Annotated in this window: 15 protein-coding genes and 1 tRNA gene; 10 read left to right on the top strand and 6 right to left on the bottom strand. The window is 39.8% G+C overall.

The window, feature by feature from the left end:
• Window positions 1-12: 12 nt before the first annotated feature.
• The gene (locus tag G4P69_RS40295; RefSeq protein WP_208351604.1) at window positions 13-1,515 is read right to left on the bottom strand and encodes a zinc ribbon domain-containing protein; all 1,503 of its coding nucleotides are present in this window, start codon (window positions 1,513-1,515) and stop codon (window positions 13-15) included.
• Between the two features lie 437 nt (window positions 1,516-1,952).
• Here G4P69_RS40295 and G4P69_RS23750 point away from each other — a divergent pair, with 437 nt between their 5' ends.
• Complete coding sequence (locus tag G4P69_RS23750; protein ID WP_208351602.1) at window positions 1,953-2,180, top strand: hypothetical protein; 228 nt, start codon at window positions 1,953-1,955, stop codon at window positions 2,178-2,180.
• 308 nt (window positions 2,181-2,488) lie between these two features.
• Here the strand turns inward: G4P69_RS23750 and G4P69_RS23745 are convergent, their stop codons facing one another.
• Window positions 2,489-2,821: a hypothetical protein gene (locus G4P69_RS23745; protein ID WP_243903033.1), complete on the bottom strand. Its 333-nt coding sequence runs from the start codon at window positions 2,819-2,821 to the stop codon at window positions 2,489-2,491.
• Window positions 2,822-3,228: 407 nt separating this feature from the next.
• Here G4P69_RS23745 and G4P69_RS23740 point away from each other — a divergent pair.
• The 4 genes from G4P69_RS23740 to G4P69_RS23725 all read left to right on the top strand — a co-directional run bounded on the left by G4P69_RS23740 (window position 3,229) and on the right by G4P69_RS23725 (window position 8,831).
• Window positions 3,229-3,300, top strand: a tRNA-Gly gene (locus G4P69_RS23740).
• 1,302 nt (window positions 3,301-4,602) lie between these two features.
• Window positions 4,603-6,684, top strand: a complete 2,082-nt coding sequence (locus G4P69_RS23735; RefSeq protein ID WP_208351599.1) for a ribonuclease H-like domain-containing protein — start codon at window positions 4,603-4,605, stop codon at window positions 6,682-6,684.
• Between the two features lie 22 nt (window positions 6,685-6,706).
• Complete coding sequence (locus tag G4P69_RS23730; RefSeq protein WP_208351598.1) at window positions 6,707-7,744, top strand: adenylosuccinate synthetase; 1,038 nt, start codon at window positions 6,707-6,709, stop codon at window positions 7,742-7,744.
• Window position 7,745: 1 nt separating this feature from the next.
• Complete coding sequence (locus tag G4P69_RS23725; protein ID WP_208351595.1) at window positions 7,746-8,831, top strand: dCTP deaminase domain-containing protein; 1,086 nt, start codon at window positions 7,746-7,748, stop codon at window positions 8,829-8,831.
• A 259-nt stretch (window positions 8,832-9,090) separates the two neighbouring features.
• Here G4P69_RS23725 and G4P69_RS23720 read toward each other — a convergent pair whose 3' ends face one another.
• The 4 genes from G4P69_RS23720 to G4P69_RS23705 form a co-directional block, all read right to left on the bottom strand.
• Window positions 9,091-9,354: a hypothetical protein gene (locus G4P69_RS23720; protein ID WP_208351593.1), complete on the bottom strand. Its 264-nt coding sequence runs from the start codon at window positions 9,352-9,354 to the stop codon at window positions 9,091-9,093.
• 110 nt (window positions 9,355-9,464) lie between these two features.
• A complete protein-coding gene (locus tag G4P69_RS23715) occupies window positions 9,465-10,307 on the bottom strand; it encodes a DEAD/DEAH box helicase family protein (RefSeq protein ID WP_208351583.1) in 843 nt (280 codons plus the stop codon).
• On the bottom strand, window positions 10,307-10,768 hold the full coding sequence (locus G4P69_RS23710) for a DMT family transporter (protein WP_208351580.1): 462 nt from the start codon (window positions 10,766-10,768) through the stop codon (window positions 10,307-10,309). Before G4P69_RS23710 ends, G4P69_RS23715 begins: the two co-directional genes overlap by 1 nt.
• 49 nt (window positions 10,769-10,817) lie before the next feature.
• Complete coding sequence (locus tag G4P69_RS23705; protein WP_208351579.1) at window positions 10,818-12,002, bottom strand: LeuA family protein; 1,185 nt, start codon at window positions 12,000-12,002, stop codon at window positions 10,818-10,820.
• A 300-nt stretch (window positions 12,003-12,302) separates the two neighbouring features.
• Here G4P69_RS23705 and G4P69_RS23700 point away from each other — a divergent pair, with 300 nt between their 5' ends.
• The 5 genes from G4P69_RS23700 to gap all read left to right on the top strand — a co-directional run bounded on the left by G4P69_RS23700 (window position 12,303) and on the right by gap (window position 17,943).
• The gene (locus G4P69_RS23700; RefSeq protein WP_208351576.1) at window positions 12,303-14,591 is read left to right on the top strand and encodes an FdhF/YdeP family oxidoreductase; all 2,289 of its coding nucleotides are present in this window, start codon (window positions 12,303-12,305) and stop codon (window positions 14,589-14,591) included.
• Between the two features lie 24 nt (window positions 14,592-14,615).
• Window positions 14,616-15,515 carry a peptidoglycan recognition protein family protein gene (locus G4P69_RS23695; RefSeq protein ID WP_208351569.1) on the top strand — a complete coding sequence of 300 codons (900 nt, stop codon included), beginning with the start codon at window positions 14,616-14,618 and terminating at the stop codon, window positions 15,513-15,515.
• Window positions 15,516-15,688: 173 nt separating this feature from the next.
• Window positions 15,689-15,913 carry a type II toxin-antitoxin system BrnA family antitoxin gene (brnA, locus tag G4P69_RS23690; protein WP_208351568.1) on the top strand — a complete coding sequence of 75 codons (225 nt, stop codon included), beginning with the start codon at window positions 15,689-15,691 and terminating at the stop codon, window positions 15,911-15,913.
• 316 nt (window positions 15,914-16,229) lie between these two features.
• Window positions 16,230-16,802 carry a DUF1003 domain-containing protein gene (locus tag G4P69_RS23685; RefSeq protein WP_208351567.1) on the top strand — a complete coding sequence of 191 codons (573 nt, stop codon included), beginning with the start codon at window positions 16,230-16,232 and terminating at the stop codon, window positions 16,800-16,802.
• A 115-nt stretch (window positions 16,803-16,917) separates the two neighbouring features.
• Window positions 16,918-17,943 carry a type I glyceraldehyde-3-phosphate dehydrogenase gene (gene gap, locus G4P69_RS23680; RefSeq protein ID WP_208351565.1) on the top strand — a complete coding sequence of 342 codons (1,026 nt, stop codon included), beginning with the start codon at window positions 16,918-16,920 and terminating at the stop codon, window positions 17,941-17,943.
• Window positions 17,944-17,946 lie beyond the last annotated feature (3 nt).

Here is a 17,946-nt window from a genome sequence, read left to right as displayed (position 1 = left end):
AATTGGTATAAATTAGACTGCGCTCTCTGAGTGGGACAAGGTGATATCGAACAAACTTAGCTGCTCTCCCTTGTATCCTTCTAGAGTCTTGGCTCTATCCCGGAGCTGTTGCTCTTGAAAAAGCTCGGTTCGACGCAGTAAAATGGATTTTACCTGAGTAAACTTCATGTACTGCGGGATTTCTGCATCATACCCACGAGTGAATATGTTCCGAGCGGCGTTGTAATCTGCTTGTAACACGACCCCGTCGAAACAGTGAAACGAATCTCCGTTTCTGGTTCCCAAAAGGACACCATAACGACTATCCGTTTGCGACGTGTATGCAGGATTAACCTGAATAGCTTGGGCATTTAAACGCACAGAAACTTGAGAGATAGCATCAGCTACAATTCCTTTGTACCACCGGGACATTCGCGCTGCTGCTTTACCTTTCAGACCTCGCTTATCTTTAATGGGTTCTGTGAGGTCTTCATAAAAAACTTTCTCGTAACGCTTGAATAATTCAACTGTGGCAGTGAACACAAGGGTTTTTAGTTTGCCGTCAAGTTTACGCTTTTTACGTGTCAACTTGGCTTTACCTAAATTGTTGCGTCGAATATTTTGGGCTTTTTCGTGCTTGCCTTGCGCTTCAAGCTTGCGAGCCAAAGCGTGTAATTTACCGCGCTTCTTTGATAAATCCGTTTGCTGGTTTGTAGCCTGGGTGATGATTTTACCCAATCCATCACCATATACTTGACCCTGTGAATCCACAAAAACTTCTGTGTAGCCGCGATCTACCCCCGCCTGTGGGACGCGGTTTTCTGGCAATGTTATAAAGCGCTTACCTGGATAATGTATTTCGATGCGGTGATCTGAGCGGATTAATACTTTGATTTCACTCTCTATCTCTGGACTGCCATGCAGTTGAACACGTAAACGTTTGCCTTTGGAGAGCGTGGATAACTCAATGTAAGATTTTTTCCCAACAGGTACAATCTTGTACATGTCGCCGTTGTACACAATTTGATTACGCTTCCTTGTGTGACCACGATAAAAGTACTTTCTGATTGTACGGTGCAACCATCTAGCGCGGCAACTGTTGACGTACGACCACGCTTGAGTATTGAGCATCATTACCAAGTAAGCGCGCTCTGTTTCATCATCGTAGCGACGGTAGATCTCATCTACAACATAAGATTTAACCGCGTCGTGGTAAGTCGCTATTTCATCCAAGCATTTATATGCGGTACGCTCGTACAGTTTGGCTGTTAATCCGTATTTTTCAAGTGGGAAGATTGTTCTTAACGAGATCTGTAACTGGTGTTTGTCGTGGATATTTCTGTTCAATCCCCAACCTGAGACCGAGCCGTATTTGTTCCAGATGTCAGAGCGTAATTGTCCGCAACGATTCGCAATATCTACCAACTCTTCTAGAGCGTTATGTGAAACGTTATCAAGCAGTGCTATTTGAGTAACAACCACTGCACCTTCGTACTTCTTCTTGGTTTGTTTTTTAGCTCGCTTGATAATTGTCACCTCCTTTTTTGTGTTACTACTATTGTATAGCAAATACTATACATTGACAAGTTAAATATGTCTAATTTAGCTAGAAAACACCAAATCAATACCCGACTTAATGACATAGAATTAAAGAAACTGCAAGCTTTTGCAGACGAAAATGGGATCAATATTTCTGAGGCTATGAGGCTACTTATACAGCGTCTTCCACAAAAGTCCAATTAAATCGGATTTGTCCCGTTTTGCTACGTTTTTCGCTTATTAAGTCACTAGGCGATCGCTCTTGCCTGCTTTCTATCTTCCTTGGGTAGTTACCGTCGCTTGATCAGTCTCGTTTATTGATGCAATTATTAACACTTGCCCTTTCCAGCTTTTTGTAAACTACTGATAGTTAGTGCTAGGTGCAGAAAGCGCATTAATTTTTGCTCATGTATCTACCACTAGAGGAGATAACCATGGCAAAGAATATGTCAAACAAAAATATTGAAGAGTCTGAAAAACAACAGCCAGCTTCTGCCAAGCGCCAAATTATTGGAGAGGAATATGGTGGTGAACCTCTTGCTTCTGTTCTTAGAAATCCTAAGTTAACACCCACAATCCTATTCATTTTTGCTGTAGCACCATTTGCGATCGCGACTGTGGTTTTGGCGGTGATTTTTCTTTCACGTCAATCCGTCCCGTGAACGGTTGGAAGGTAGAGAATCGCTTATTTAATGTAAATATTCTTAACCGTGCCACTGTTAAGATAAATGTCAACGAATTATAACTTAAGGTTTTGCTTTAAGTATCTTAATCGATGGAGGGTCAGACCCCTTCGACAGATCCCCAGCGCTTTACTTACAGTGGTGGTTTCACAAAAACGACAACAGCTGCGCCAGTTTTTGCGATACCGTATCTACTGGCGCTTTTTCTGCTTTACGGCAATTCTCATTATACAAGTGTATAAAAATAAACCTCAAGTCTTTCAATAAACTCTATGAGGTTCAAGTTTTCATTGTCTCCAAGGAGAGGGAATCGCTGTCGTTGAGAGAACTTTGCCCGTACTGAGTTTAATAGCAGTTTGCTCGCAATTGGGACATCTAACTTTGATCTCTCGTACAGACGGACGACCTTTAACCTCTTCTATAATAGGCTTACCACTACACTCGCTTATTAAGCCTTGTAGGCAGTGATAGCACTCATAGAACACGCGTTTAATTGGCTTGTCACAATCAACAATCCTAACATGCTGACATTGTTCTGGTGGAAGTTCCGATTCCTCGTAATGCTTTTCAAAGTTGGAATTTTGGTCTTTGGGTTTTGGGTTCGGTAGTATTTTTTTCATATCGTTTTTCGCGAGAAACTCCCAACAAACGCGCTTGCAGATGGGGAGGGTGTGCTGTTTTCAACGTCACCCCCATCGCTAGCAGAAAATGAGCAATGGGGGTAGTCTGTTGTTGGATCACTATCTTGAAAATAGCAGAGGGAGCAAGTTGGGAGGCAAAGGAATATTTTTGCGCTTAAGGGAATTACAGCTGAACACAAAAGATTTTAGCTCCTTTAGGTATTTTCATCCCAAAGTTAATGGATATGTCATCCATTAATTTCTTTAATAGGGTTTTCTCTGCGTCTCAAGCACGAATGAGGGTGATTAAATCTTAATCACCCTCATGCTGAAAGGTTTTGTGCATTTTTCTGATAACTCAAATTCTCAAATTTGCAAATGGTGGTATAATATACCATATACCTGTTGCGGGCGTAATTCAGTGGTAGAATGTCACCTTCCCAAGGTGAACGTCGTGGGTTCGAGTCCCATCGCCCGCTTTAAAAAATGTCAATTGCCAAATTGAGTAGTTCTTACAAAATTAAATTCATTAGTGGTGAGAGGGAACAGGGAACAGGGAAACAAAGTGTCTAATACCAATTTTCTGTGAAGCTGCACATTATTTTTACCCCTCCTAACCTCCCGTTGCCAAGGGGAGGTGCTGCTATACGGTGGGGTTCTTTCTATGCGTCTTTATATAAAACTGGTATAACCCTCTTCTGTCACTTTCCGGGAGGGTGATCGCTAAAAGCCTCATGAGGCAATCAATACAAGCTTTTCTATTAGAAAAAAATGGGTCTTGTATTTGTTATTAGAAAATAATCGCGCGATCGCTTTCCATACAAAAGTTCTAGAATTCAGAAATGGCAAGAGTTTTCGGAGAGTGACAGAAGAGGGATAAACCTCATTAATTCTGTCTAAGTACTTATTTATCCGCATTGACAAAGCACTAAATCTCCAGCAAAGCTAGTAAACAAAAAGGTTTCGAGTCTTTCGCTATGAAGAATAGACATAACAGGGTAAAGTTAGTATAGATATTTTTTGGATCACAGATGAGAGTTTAGAAAGACCTGATAACCTACCACAGCACCAGATGTTTTAGCTTTAGAGATTGCTTAAGATTTAGAAACAGCATTGGATTGCTTCCAAAGTATCGCTCAGAACTTAAAGACGAAAACTGTCAGCAACGTGTAAATTGGTTTGATAAGGGCGCTAATTTTGAGGTAAAACAGGTGATACTATCGGGAGCATCCCAATTTTGCACAGAAACCTGTGTGCCCTCACCCCCCGCCCCTCTCCCAAGTTTGGGAGAGGGGAGAAATGCTGCTAGTTCCCCTTCTCCCAAGTTTGGGAGAAGGGGTTAGGGGATGAGGTCTATCAAGGGAATGGCACATTTGGGATGCTCCCATACTATCACTGGAGCCTGTATTTTCCTAAACTAAACAGGCTAGTCCGTCTATATCCGACGTTAGCACATTGGTCACAAGTTAAGATAACATTGCCTTTGTCAATTAGCGTTATTACTGTAAATTTAGAACTAAAGAAAGTATAAAAATGATCTCTATAATTAAATTTCAGCACAAAGATGAATGATAAAGACCGAGATTAAGCGATCAGGCTTCCCAAAAACGATGTTTTCTATGATGGTTTTTGATTTAATTTTAATTTTATGGGTAGATTGACAAATTGACGAAGGATTTAACTTGTGACGAATGACATCAGTATATAGATGTAATAAGGAAGAGAGAATAAAATTAATAATAAGATACAAATACCAACATTACTAAAAAAATGCAACTACAATGCTATTATCAACTTTTCGACATTTAAAAGGAATTGGAGCTAAGACAGAAAATGAACTTTGGCGCTCAGGTGTTGTATCTTGGGACCACTGGGAAACAAAAAAAGCAACTCAGTTATCTATCTTTGATCTTAATGCAGATAATAGTAGACAAAGTTTGATTCAAGCTTCTCGCAAAGCTATAGAAAATGAAAATGCCGACTTTTTTGCAGAAAGTTTACCTAGTTCAGAATACTATCGAATTGCACTGACTTTTCCTCGAAAAACAATGTTTTTAGACATTGAAACTACTGGTTTAAGTATATACTACAATGATATTACTTTGGTGGGATGGAGTATGGATTCAAAGTACAATGTATATATACAAGGCGATGACGATTACTCCTTCAGGCGGGCATTAACAGAAGCGAAAATAATCGTTACTTTTAATGGTTCACTTTTTGATATTCCTTTTATTTGTAAAAAATTTCATAATTTGAAACTTCCTAAAACTCATATTGATCTACGTTTTTTAGCAAAACGGGTTGGACTAACAGGAGGACAAAAAAAAATTGAAAAACTATTAGGAATAAAAAGACATTCTAAATTGTTGAATATAGAAGGTGATTCTGCTCCTTTACTTTGGTCTAAATACTGTCGAGGAGATGCTGATTCATTGAGACTCTTAATTTCTTACAATCATGCAGATATAGAAGGCATGAAATCAATATTTGATGCTGTCGTTGCTCGTCTTATACAAAAACACGATATTCCTCTAGATATTACTGCTTCCATTCATTGTTTTGCGGCAATTCCAAGTGTATTACAGTGGAAGAAAAGCCAATCTCAATCAGACCAAGAGGGAATATGTATACCAGATCCTAAAGAAAAAAAATGCTCGAATATATCACTAAAAGATCTTGCCGATATACAGGATTTATCTAATTTAAAAATTGTTGGTATTGACCTTTCTGGGTCAGAAAATCGAGCATCTGGATGGAGCTTATTAGAGGGAGATTACGTAATTACCAAAAGATTGAATACTAATTCTGACATCATTAATGCAACGCTTGATGCTAAGCCCACTCTAGTCTCTATTGATTCACCATTGTCTTTACCTAAAGGAAGAATTAGTGTTGAGGATAGCGATCCTGGACGGCAGCTTTACGGTATTACTCGGTCTTGCGAAAGAATTTTAAAGAAACGAGGGATAAATGTTTATCCATCTTTAATTAAGAGTATGCAAAATTTAACTGCTCGCGGTATTCGTCTTGCTCAATATTTTAGAAAACAGGGAATACCTGTAATTGAAAGTTATCCTGGTGCTGCACAAGATATAATGAATATTCCAAGAAAACAAGCAGGTATTGAATTTCTTAGAATTGGTCTTAGTGAGTTTGGTATTCGAGGAGACTTTTCTGAAAAAACAATAAGTCACGATGAATTAGATGCAATAACTTCAGCTATTGTAGGTATTTTTTTCTGGAATGGAAAATTTGAAGCATTAGGAAATATTGAAGAAGAATACCTAATTATTCCTGATGTTAATTCTTTTCAAAAAACTTACAATAGCAGAATAGTTATTGGATTGAGCGGATCTATTGCTGCTGGAAAGACAACTGCTGGAAAGTTGCTGAAATCGCGAGGATTTCACTACTTCAGATATAGCCTAGTTCTAGAAGATATTCTGAATGAACAAGGAATCAAGCCTACTCGCGAAGCGCTGCAACAAATTGGAACACAAGTAAACCAAGAACTAGGGCAGCGTTGGCTGTGTAAAAAACTTCTTGAAAAGCTGCCCAAGGATGGTGATATTGTTATAGACGGTTTACGGTTTCCTGAGGATTATGCTTTTTGGCAAGAAACGTTCGGCTCTTCTTTCTTACACATTCATATTATCTCTCGATTAGAATCCCGCATGGCTAGATATATCACTAGAGGAGGAAACTCAGAAGAATTTGTTGTAGCCAATTCTCAGTTAACAGAACAGAGTATTATCAATCTGGCTAATTTAGCACATATTTTAATTATTAATGATAAAACTACAGAAGATTTTTCTTTAGCTATTATTCAAGCTGTAGAGTCCAGAAAAAGAACAAATTAAGGAAAGGAACAAGATTTACAAGATGCCTGTAACAGTAGTAGTAGGTGGTCAGTTTGGTTCTGAAGGTAAAGGCAAGGTTGCACATTTTTTTGCAAGAGACAAAAAAGCAACTGTAGCAGTACGTATTGGAGGTTGTAACTCCGGACATACAGTTATATCGGAATCAGGTACACCAATAATTCTTCAGCAATTACCTACTGCTGCGCTCTTACCAAACGTTATATGTGTATTAGGCGCAGGAAGTTATATACAACCAAACATACTAATAAATGAAATTAATCACATAGGATTATCTAAGGATAGACTGTTAATTGATCCGAATGCTGTTATTGTGACTGAACGTGAACAACTAGAAGAACAAAAAGGATCATTGGGTGAATCTATAGGTTCAACTTTAAGTGGAACTGGTGCGGCAGTACAGAGACGAATTAAAAGGAATTCATCAGTTTGTTTAGCTAAGCATGAAGTCAGGTTGCAAGAATTTGTTAAACCTGTAGTACCATTAATGCGTTCATATTTAGATGCTGAAGAAAGGATTATTGTTGAAGGTACACAAGGATTTGGGTTATCTCTACTTCACTCTAGTGATTATCCTTATGTAACAAGTCGCGATACAACAGCGGCGGGCTTTATTGCTGAAGCTGGTCTCAGTCCCCTAGATGTAGATGAAATTGTACTTGTGTTGCGTGCATTTCCTATCCGGGTAAGTGGAAATTCCGGGCCTTTACCTGATGAAATTGATTGGCAAACAGTATCTTGGGAGTCGGGGGTTTCTACTCCAATTATTGAATATACCTCAGTTACTAAATTAATCAGGCGGGTTGCGCGATTTCATCCGGACGTAGTACGTCAAGCCATTTTAGTAAATAGGCCAACCCATATTGTTTTGAATCATTTGGATTATGTAGATGCATCATGCTATTTGTTAAATCACCAATCAGAAAAAATCTCTCATTTTGTTGCTGAGATTGAATCAGAGCTTAACTTGTCTATAGATTACCTTGGATTTGGGCCTGCATCACTTGTACCACGCAATCATCTAAATTTCACACCAAGCTAGTATGAGTAACACTTCACAATCCAACACAACACCAAATAGCCCATTTGCTACGACGGATCAACAAGCAGAACTTCGGTTTCAAAACTACAAATCTCAAGATGCATTCCCTGAGATATTACCTGCTCTCCTGAATTCAGCTGATGTATATGACTATGTTGCTAAAACAGGCATGATATTTCCTTTTGACAAGGATAAGCTTAAGCCTGCATCTTATGAGGTAAATTTACTTGGAAAATGCGTATATTGTAATGATGAGGGAAAAAAACAGATTGAATATATAGATGAAGGCAAAGAATTTATTCTGAGAAAAAATTCTATAGCATTCGTCACTCTAGAACCAATATTTCGTCTTCCTGATTATATTGCACTGCGATTTAACTTAAAAATAACACATGTCTATAGAGGTTTATTACTAGGAACCGGGCCACTAGTAGACCCAGGGTTTGTAGGTCGTCTTTCAATTCCATTGCATAATCTAACTACTAATGACTACATTTTTAGAGGTGGTGAGCCTCTTATTTGGATAGAGTTTACAAAATTAAGTCCGAACAGACGCTGGAAGGTATTGAACAAAAAAGCAAGTGCTATAAATCGTCAGGGGCAATACATACCATTCCCCGCTAACAAAAATAAACTTTCCGACGTAGAGGAATATCTTCGTAAGGCCGACCCTCATCGTTCTATACGCAGTTCTATTCCAGATGCGATACAAGATGCTAAAAACTCTGCACAAGCTGCGGCCAAGACTGTTCAAATTTTTACTATAGCAGGTACAGTAGGAGGCTTAATATCAGCTTCAATCGTCGGCTATAGCCTATTTGATTCCTACAAGCAAAGCGCTGATATGGTTCAAACTACAAATTCTTACACAAACGCTGCTCGTAAAGAACTCTATGACTTTCAAAAAGATAACTCTAAGAACGAAAACAAAATTAGTTCCTTAGAGAAAAAAATTCAGGAACTAGAAAATAGGATAAAGGAACTGGAGAATGGTAATGGAAAAGCAGTAATTCAATCTCCAGTGCCTAAATCATCTAGTGCAACAATAAGAAATATACAACCCGGTAGAGATAGAACTCATATTTGATTTTTGAAGTATTCCTAGGCGCTAAAGAGCGAGAGTACGGCACCCCCTTTCGGATGGGTGTTGATTCTGGGAGAAATGAGCCCAAAATTTTTCATGCAGCTTTTGTATCGCTAATTCGGAAGGAAACCTCTTCTATGACTCTGGTGAGAGAATAATCAAGGTAACTGGAAATCGCGGCTACACAAACAAAGTCTGCGTGGGTGAACTACTCTAAAACTAGAGTTTCAAATTTATTCTGGCGAGAGTCAAGAAAAGAGTGTTAATCGCATCGACTATGAAGTTCAGCAGCATAACCGTCAACAATCCCATGACTTACATGCGCTTTTTGATGTGCTGCTATTTTCTCACTCATGTGTTTGTAACACTCATTTTTAAGGCTAGACGCCATTGTATTTGGCTCAGACAGAGCGTTGGCAACAGAGATAACTGCAACAAGTAGTCCAAGTCCACAAAAGATTGGGTTAAAGATTAACTTGCTTATCTTGCTGGTTACTGTGTTGGTTTCGCTGTGTTGGGTTAACATAAAATTTAACTTTAGTTTGTGTCTGTGTTAGATTTTACTTGTTATGAATTTGCTTGGGTGAAAACACTTGCGAGGTTTACTGTTTCTTCATTGACTGTTAAAGAATTGATTTAGAAGATAAACTGCATGATTTTTTGTGCAATTTGTTCAGGGGAATGAGTAGTAGTATCTATCACTAGAGTTCGCTCAGGGGCTAACTTTTGTAATGCGGTTCTTGTTGCAGAAGGATTGTAGCTTCGTCCTTCTTCCACTAAAATCATTAAGCGATCGCGCAAAGCAGATACGGAATACACTCCCTGACGTACCTCCGCAAAAATTTCTGCTGTTTGTTCACTTGAAAAGATATTTGATGCTTCAGGCACTCCCAAATCTGCAAAACTGTTCGTTAAGTTTACTTTAATATCATGGCCTGCTTGCATAGACTTGGTAACACGATCAAACGAGTCGTTACGAACTAAAAGGCGTTGCAATCGAACATATTCAGGAGCCTCCAACAGCACAAATTGAGCCTTCGGGAGAATTTTTGTAGCATAACTTATCTCATCTTCTCCTCGTAATCCATCAAATATCAGAGGAAACCTAACTTCCAAAGAATGGAACTGTAATTGGCTCAAAACATGCACCATTCCTGCTGGAAATAGCTGTTTGTAGCGGCTGGTATAGTAGAACCGTGCTACACGACAAAAGGGGTAAGCTTCTTGAGCTTGTTCCATTTTGATAATTGTGGGGATAATAAACCGATCAGTTAAAGTACGGCGGTTGGGAAGTAAATAAAAGTCTAGCCCTTCACGAGATAGACAAGAGGTGACTGTACTTTTCCCAACACCAGTTAGCCCTACTAAAATCAGTAAAGGATGATCCCTCAGTGGCAGCCATCCTTGTGAAGCAGAAAATCCTATTCCTATCCCTGGAACCATTTCCACACAAGTAAGTTCTTCTTGATTTAACTGCATTATCTCGATCCACCCTCCTGTAATGTTTTGCTATTAGAGCTTTGGCTAGTTTTAGCAAAAAATATCCCGATTAAAACAATCACAAAAGCAAGTAAGTTCAAAGCACTTAAAGTTTCGGCAAAAATTAACCAGGCAAAAATAGCTGTGAGGGTAGGCTCAAGTAGTAGAAACACAGCAATAAAACCAGAAGAAAATTTATTGAGGTTGTGAACTAAAATACATTGTCCAAAACACTGGCAGATGATCGCAAGTCCAAGAATGATGAGCCAACCATGTAGGGAATGGGGGAAAAAATGCTCTTCTGTTAGCCAGACAAAGGGGATCATAGCGATCGCACCGATAAGTCCAATTTCTTGCTCGCTCAATTTAATAAAAATAGCAGCGAATGATAGCGCAATTAAGGCAATCAATAACGGAATAAAGCTTCGTTTAGAGAAGGGCAGCGATTCTTTGAATGGCAAAATTTTTGGCTCACTTAAGACCATATAATATCAATTTTTTAAAATTTAATTAATCAGCATTCAAATCCATAGAAATAAATTTTTCTACAGATTTCTCGACAAGAATTGGGAATTCTTTTTCAATATCAATTGGAATTCCTCTTTTAGCCAATTCCTTAATATCATTCAGAATTTGATTCATCAAGGTATTATTTTTTAATAAATCTTCCCTGCCAATCTGTTTGAGAGCTAATTCAATAGCAGTACGTCCCGATTGCATTCCTAATGCAACATTACTTTTTCTCACCAAATTCCGTGTATTCAAGCTTTGATAAAAAGCCTCATCCTGTGCGATCGCCTTAACATGAACACCAGCATAATGAGTAAAAGCATTTTTACCTACTATCGGCGAGTGAGGAGAAATTGGGATGTGAGCTTGTTCACTCACCAACTCGTATAGTTGTTGTAAATAATTGAGGTTCCATCTAGATTCCGGCTCACCCATATCAACCAAATTCACCAGTAATGTTGCTAAATCAACAATGCCAGTTCGTTCTCCTAATCCCATAACAGTTGTATCGATAATATCTGCTCCAGCTTTGTACGCATCTAAGGCATTTGCCAAAGCCAAACCACGATCATTGTGACAATGAACCTCAATTTTTGGATACATTTGTTGTTTAGCAAGTTCCTCTTTTAAAGTTTTCACATAGTAGAAATAACTGCGCTCTGGTTGAAACGGGGTTGCGTACCCAGTGGTATCGGCAATGCTAATTATATTAGCTCCTGCTTCTACGGCGGCACTTGCAGCCAGGATCACATGCTCCATTGATGAGCGAACAGTATCCTCCGGTGTGTATCGGATTAATAAATCTGGCTTTTGATCTCTGGTATACCTAATAACTTTAACAATTCTCTCAATCGCCGCTTCTAAGCTAATTTTGTAATCTCGTTCTAGACGTTGCTGTGAAACACTCAGAAAAATCCCTAAAAAATCGACACCACAATCCAATGCTTTTGTCACATGATCTATACGACATAGAGAATGAGCACCTATCTTAGCATTCAATCCAGAATTGACAATGCGGGTTAAAGAACTTGATATTTCCGGGCTGACTGCTGGGTTACCTGCTTCTATAATGTCGATACCAATTTTGTCTAAAAGTTGAGCAATTAACAATTTAGTCTCTGGAGAAAAATAAATTCCAGGAGTTTGTTCTCCCTCTCTCAAAGTCGAATCAATGATTTGAACCATATTTTTCTGACGCGCTTATCTTTAGCATTTCAAACTTTTAGTACATCACACAATTGTCCCAAAAGGGGGATTGCTAGTGCTGAGAGGGTAATATAGAAGCTAAAAAGCTCACGAAATCAACTTTTAAGGGCGCTGAGCTAAAATCTCCTAACCAAGCTCAGCCTATTACTGTTTAGCTACATAGTCCATTCGCTAGAATTCCACTAGGATTAGCTATTACCAAGAACTAGGTGTTAGTGAATAGTTTCTTCCTTGTCTTGGGAAGTTAATCAGCACCAGCCCAATTCAAAGGTAAACTTTATGACCGCAGACTCACAGCCAAATATCCAGCCCACTCCGGAGTATAACGACAAAAACGACGAAACACCAGATATTGGAGGAGGCTTACCAGTTATTGAGTATTGGGCAGAACATACCTTGTCTCCTGAAGGACCAAAACTTTGGAAAACTTTGCTTCATAAAAGTGCTTGTCTTTCTTGTTCTTGGGGAACAGGTGGACAGAAAGGAGGCTTTACGAATGAGGTTGGGGAAAAACTTCAACGCTGTATGAAGAGTGTAGAGGCAATCTCCTCTGAAATAAAACCACCTGTTTTAAGAGATTTCTTTGAGCAACACAGCATTAACGAACTCCAGCAACTCTCTTCTATGGAAGCAGATAGGCTAGGACGGCTCAGCTATCCTGTCATTTTACGGCAAGGTAAGTCTCACTACGATCGCATTTCCTGGGACGAGATCTATAAAATCGCATCATCAGCTTTCCGCAAGTCCCCTGAACGAGTCGCTTCTTACAGTTCAGGACGTTCCTCTAACGAAGCAGCGTTTCTACTGCAACTAATGATGCGAACACTCGGTTCTAACAACCTAGCCGATTGCTCTGATTTGTGCCATGCTCCTTCAACAGTTGGATTAAACCAGATGTTTGGGACACGTACTTCTGTGGTTAGTTTGGAGCACTTAAAGGAAGCAGACTGTGTAGTACTAGCGGGATCCAATTGTTCTTATAATCATCCTCGGTTGATGAACGAGTTGATCAAATTGCGCGATCGCGGTGGTAAAGTCATCGTGATCAACCCCGTCATGGAAGTTGGTTTAGTTAAATTTGGCTCACCCGCCTTCCCAATTAAATCCCTATTAACTGGTTCTGATATTTCTTCACTCTATCTACAACTCATTCCAGGAAGTGATACAGTCCTTTTTATAGGTCTTCAAAAATCCCTCATTGAACAAGGCTTGATTCAAATCGATTATCTCCAAGCTTACACAGAAGGTTGGGAAGTAGTAATCGAACATGCAAAATCAATTTCTTGGGAGACAATTACTGAAAGCTGCGGGGTTTCTCAACCAGAAATTGAGATAGCAGCAAGAATTATCGGTACGTCCAAACAAGTGGTATTTGCTTGGGCAATGGGAATCACTCAACATGAAAATGGTGTCGACAACGTTTTCAGTATTGCCAACACTGCCTTAATAACTGGTAATGTAGGCAAACCTGGTGCAGGGGTAATGCCTGTTCGAGGACACTCTAACGTGCAAGGCTTTGGTTCAATGGGCGTAACCGTTAAGCTGAGAAAAGAGATTCAGGAAGCTTTAGAAAAATTATTGGGACGTTCCTTAAGTCGCGTTCAAGGTTATGACACTCGTTCTTTAATTGAAGCAGCCGATGCAGGTAACGTTGATACCCTGATTTGTCTAGGCGGTAACTTATACGGCGCAAATCCAGATTTAACACAAGCAAAACGCGCGCTAGGTAAGATTGAAACTATTATCTATCTAGCCACAAAGCCTAATTTAGGACATTTCCACGGTTTAGCCAACGTAAACACGATTATCATCCCTGTACTAACTAGGTTTGAGAATCCTCATAAAACAACAGTTGAATCAGGTAATAATTTTGTTCGCTTAAACGATGAAGGTGAAACCCACCTTAAAAATGAAGATCTAATTCCTGAAGTCGACTTTTTGACAGAATTAGCTTATGGGGTTCATGGTGAGTATCCTGTTAACTGGCGAAAACTTCAAGACACTCGATACGTTCGGCAATTAATTGCGCAAACTATTCCTGGGTATGAAAAAATTGGCGCGATCGATGAGACAAAAGAAGAATTCACGATTAGCGGGCGCATTTTTACAGAACCGAAATTTCCCACTTCTTCTGGGAAAGCGTCTATGTTTGTTACCCCTTTACCTAAGTTGACGCTACCAGAACCAAAAGATTTTGGCTTATCTGACTCAACTCAGGGGATAGTATTAGCCCTAATGACTGGACGCAGCTACTCACAACACAACACCGTAGTTTACAAAATAGGTGATAAGTACCGAGGTATACCCCATCGCAATTGTATATTGATGAATCGTGCGGATGCTGAAAGCGTCAATTTGCAAGAACATCAGCGTGTTACAGTTCAGGGTAACGCGGGCAAAATGGAAAATGTCGAGGTTATTTACGGCGCAGTTCGTCAAGGATCTGCCTTGATGTTTTACCCTGAAGTTAATGTAATTTTCAACGCACCAATTGACAAACGATCTGGCACACCTGCTTACAAACGAGTTCCTGTTGTTGTTTATACTGATAGTACTAGACAAAATTAAATATTCAAGATTTATTCACGCAAAATGAGATTTAGGGTAAGAGCAAAGTCAGGGCTGCTATTTCTTCTTCCACTTGTCTGTGTTATTGTTTGTGTACTCTTGGCTGGAACAGCACAGATAAAAAATAAAACAGTAGCATACAATACAAGTGGTTCTGAAACTACGGTTTGGAATCAATATCCTAATCCGCATCCTAATCCGTCAGTCGAATTAACAACAAATAACAAAGGTAAGCCGCAGTCTGCTGATTTTGATTCTCAGATCAGCACTAGTGCAAGTAAATCTCAAGCTGTTGCAACTTCTCAGATTAATACCATTGCCAGTGTAAGACAATATAGACCTAAATATAAAATTGCTTGGGCAAACCCTACCAACTACGGGGATAGGTTTAATAGAGATGTAAATGGTGTTGCTGTTAACAATCAACCGATTATTGTGCTTCATGAAACTGATGCTTCTGCGTCCAGTGTCATTAATTTTTTTCAAGAACCTCATCAAGACGAGAGTGTGCAAGCAAGTTATCACACTATGATTCAGTTGGACGGAACGGTTGTTTATATCGTCCCACCAGAAAAGCGAGCCTTTGGCGCAGCTAACTCAGAGTTTAATGGCTCCTATGGCTTAGAGGCTGTGCAAACTAATCCCCAACTTCCATCTTCTGTGAATAACTTTGCCTATCACGTCTCTTTAGAAACACCGCCTGATGGTCATATGAATACTGAACCAACTCATAGCAGTTACACTGAAGCTCAGTACCGTTCTCTTGCTTGGTTAATCGCTCAAAGTAATGTTCCAGATGAGCGGATTACCACTCATAAGGCTGTAGATCGCTCAGGTCAAAAAATTGATCCCAGAAGTTTTGATTTTGACAAGTTCTTCAATTTACTTCATGAGTACCGTCTACTAGCTCTAGATAGAAAATAGTATTTTTGACAGGTGAGTATCTTACTTGCGTTTCATGACGAGATCGTAGGTTGGGTAGAGCGTCAGCGAAACCCAACAAACCCTTGTATGTGTTGGGTTTCGTTCCTCAACCCAACCTACATTAAACTTAAATTTTTGGCTCAACCGACCAGTATTAGAAGAGGTGGTACTGTATGAAGGCAGAAGAGTTTGACCGACGATTCGATGAGGGAGAGGACGTAACCGACTTCTTAGACTTATCTGAGGCGCGCCGTCCTGGATATGAGCAAAGGCGGGTAAATGTTGATTTCCCAGTATGGATGATTGAAGCCCTTGATCAGGAAGCGCAGCGGCTTGGGGTAACTCGCCAAAGCATCATTAAAGTGTGGATCGCGGCGCGGCTTGAGCGTCGCCCGTAAGTACCTTATTAGCAATTTTAACAAAACGGCTTCTTCCCTATCGGTCTATGCGGTGGGGTATTTTATCATTTGAGTTTTCAATAACTTGTAGAGACTTTTGCCAAGGACAAAACAATAGTCTTGTTAAACTTTGAACAGTAGCCTCTGTATCTATCCACTGCGGTGGGTGTAAGCAAGCTGCCCATATAAGTTGTCACAAACCTCGCTCATCAACCCAACGAGGTATTTTATAAGGTGAGACAGCCCAATGAAAAGCAGCAAACAAGACTCAAAAAATTCGTTACAAAAATCATACCAAACACACCAGAATTCTTTTGTGCCCACTGCCCCATTACCAGAACCTATTAGTCAAAATATCGAAAATATCATAGCTTTACGTACACGTCACGAACAAGATGTATCTAAGCATCAGCGAATTGTAGAAGCTGTAATCGGTTCTTTCGGTCGTCCGTCATTCCTGTACGGTATCTTACTCACGATTATCTTGTGGACGATACCTAATGTTTTGCCAAGACGTTTTAATTCACCGCGATTCGATCCCCCTCCATTTCCTTGGCTACAATTTTCACTCACCACTAGCTCGTTGTTACTGACAATAGGAGTATTGATTAAGCAAAATCGTCAGGAACAGTTAGCAGAGCAACGTGCACAACTTAATTTACAACTGAGTTTACTATCTGAGCAAAAAATTGCTAAACTCATTGCTTTGCTTGAGGAACTGCGTAGTGATCTTCCTGATGTTGAAAATCGCTACGATCCTGAAGCTCAAACAATGCAGGAAGCTGCTGATCCCGAAGCAGTGGTGAATGCTCTGGAAGAAACGTTAACCGAAGAACTAAAAGATCTAAAAAAGCAAGGAACTCAAAAAGTCCTCCGAAATAAACCTTAAAATATAGCGATTAAATGAACTTTGAGTAATAATCGCTGTCAGGATCGGGTCAAGGGTGTGGTTAAACAATCCCCCTTCCTTAATGTTCTTATTTCCAACAATAGGATCTTTGGTCATGACTAAGGTTAAGATTGGCATTAATGGGTTTGGTCGGATCGGGCGACTTGTAGTGCGTGCTGGTCTTAACAACCCGAATATTGAGTTTGTAGGCATTAACGATTTAGTACCACCAGATAACCTTGCCTATTTACTGAAATACGACTCAACCCACGGAACCTTTAAGGGGAACGTTCAGGCAAAAGATGATGGTATTTTGATAGACGGGAATTTTATTCCTTGTATGTCCATCAAAAATCCGGCTGAACTACCTTGGGGTAAATTGGGTGCAGATTACGTCGTCGAATCTACAGGATTGTTTACTACCTATGACGGAGCTGCAAATCACCTCAAAGCAGGAGCTAAGCGAGTTATTATTTCCGCTCCAACAAAGGATCCAGATAAAGTTCCTACCCTGCTAGTCGGTGTGAACAATGATATATTTGACCCAGCAAAGGATACAGTTGTCTCTAATGCTAGCTGTACAACTAACTGTCTGGCTCCTGTAGCTAAGGTCATTAATGATAACTTTGGCTTGACTGAAGGATTAATGACCACTGTCCATGCTATGACTGCAACTCAGCCAACGGTAGATGGACCGAGTAAAAAGGATTGGCGCGGTGGTCGAGGTGCTGCACAAAATATTATTCCTTCTTCTACTGGTGCAGCAAAAGCTGTAGCACTGGTATTGCCAGAGTTAAAAGGTAAACTCACTGGTATGGCATTCCGGGTTCCTACTCCTGATGTGTCGGTAGTTGATTTGACCTTTAAGACTGCTAAAGCCACTAGCTACAAGGAAATTTGTGCTGTAATGAAGGAGGCGGCTGAAGGAGAGCTATCAGGTATTTTAGGCTACACTGACGATGAAGTTGTTTCAACAGATTTTCAGGGCGATCCCCACTCTTGTATTTTTGATGCTGGTGCTGGGATTGAACTCAACTCAAATTTCTTCAAAGTTGTAGCGTGGTACGACAATGAGTGGGGGTATTCCCATCGGGTTGTTGACCTGATATTATCAATGGCACGGAAAGAAGGACTGTTGTAAAGC

Origin of the sequence: Aetokthonos hydrillicola CCALA 1050 (assembly GCF_017591665.1) — a bacterium.
Classification (GTDB): Bacteria; Cyanobacteriota; Cyanobacteriia; order Cyanobacteriales; family Nostocaceae; genus Aetokthonos; species Aetokthonos hydrillicola.
Note: the sequence above shows the minus strand (reverse complement) of the source record. Positions and strands in the feature narration are given on the sequence as shown.

Coding starts and splice junctions, on each gene's coding strand:
- G4P69_RS23750 (WP_208351602.1), top strand. CDS start 1,953: ATGGCAAAGAATATGTCAAACAAAAATATTGAAGAGTCTGAAAAACAA.
- G4P69_RS23745 (WP_243903033.1), bottom strand. CDS start 2,821: ATGAAAAAAATACTACCGAACCCAAAACCCAAAGACCAAAATTCCAAC.
- G4P69_RS23735 (WP_208351599.1), top strand. CDS start 4,603: ATGCTATTATCAACTTTTCGACATTTAAAAGGAATTGGAGCTAAGACA.
- G4P69_RS23730 (WP_208351598.1), top strand. CDS start 6,707: ATGCCTGTAACAGTAGTAGTAGGTGGTCAGTTTGGTTCTGAAGGTAAA.
- G4P69_RS23725 (WP_208351595.1), top strand. CDS start 7,746: ATGAGTAACACTTCACAATCCAACACAACACCAAATAGCCCATTTGCT.
- G4P69_RS23720 (WP_208351593.1), bottom strand. CDS start 9,354: ATGTTAACCCAACACAGCGAAACCAACACAGTAACCAGCAAGATAAGC.
- G4P69_RS23715 (WP_208351583.1), bottom strand. CDS start 10,307: ATGCAGTTAAATCAAGAAGAACTTACTTGTGTGGAAATGGTTCCAGGG.
- G4P69_RS23705 (WP_208351579.1), bottom strand. CDS start 12,002: ATGGTTCAAATCATTGATTCGACTTTGAGAGAGGGAGAACAAACTCCT.
- G4P69_RS23700 (WP_208351576.1), top strand. CDS start 12,303: ATGACCGCAGACTCACAGCCAAATATCCAGCCCACTCCGGAGTATAAC.
- G4P69_RS23695 (WP_208351569.1), top strand. CDS start 14,616: ATGAGATTTAGGGTAAGAGCAAAGTCAGGGCTGCTATTTCTTCTTCCA.
- brnA (WP_208351568.1), top strand. CDS start 15,689: ATGAAGGCAGAAGAGTTTGACCGACGATTCGATGAGGGAGAGGACGTA.
- gap (WP_208351565.1), top strand. CDS start 16,918: ATGACTAAGGTTAAGATTGGCATTAATGGGTTTGGTCGGATCGGGCGA.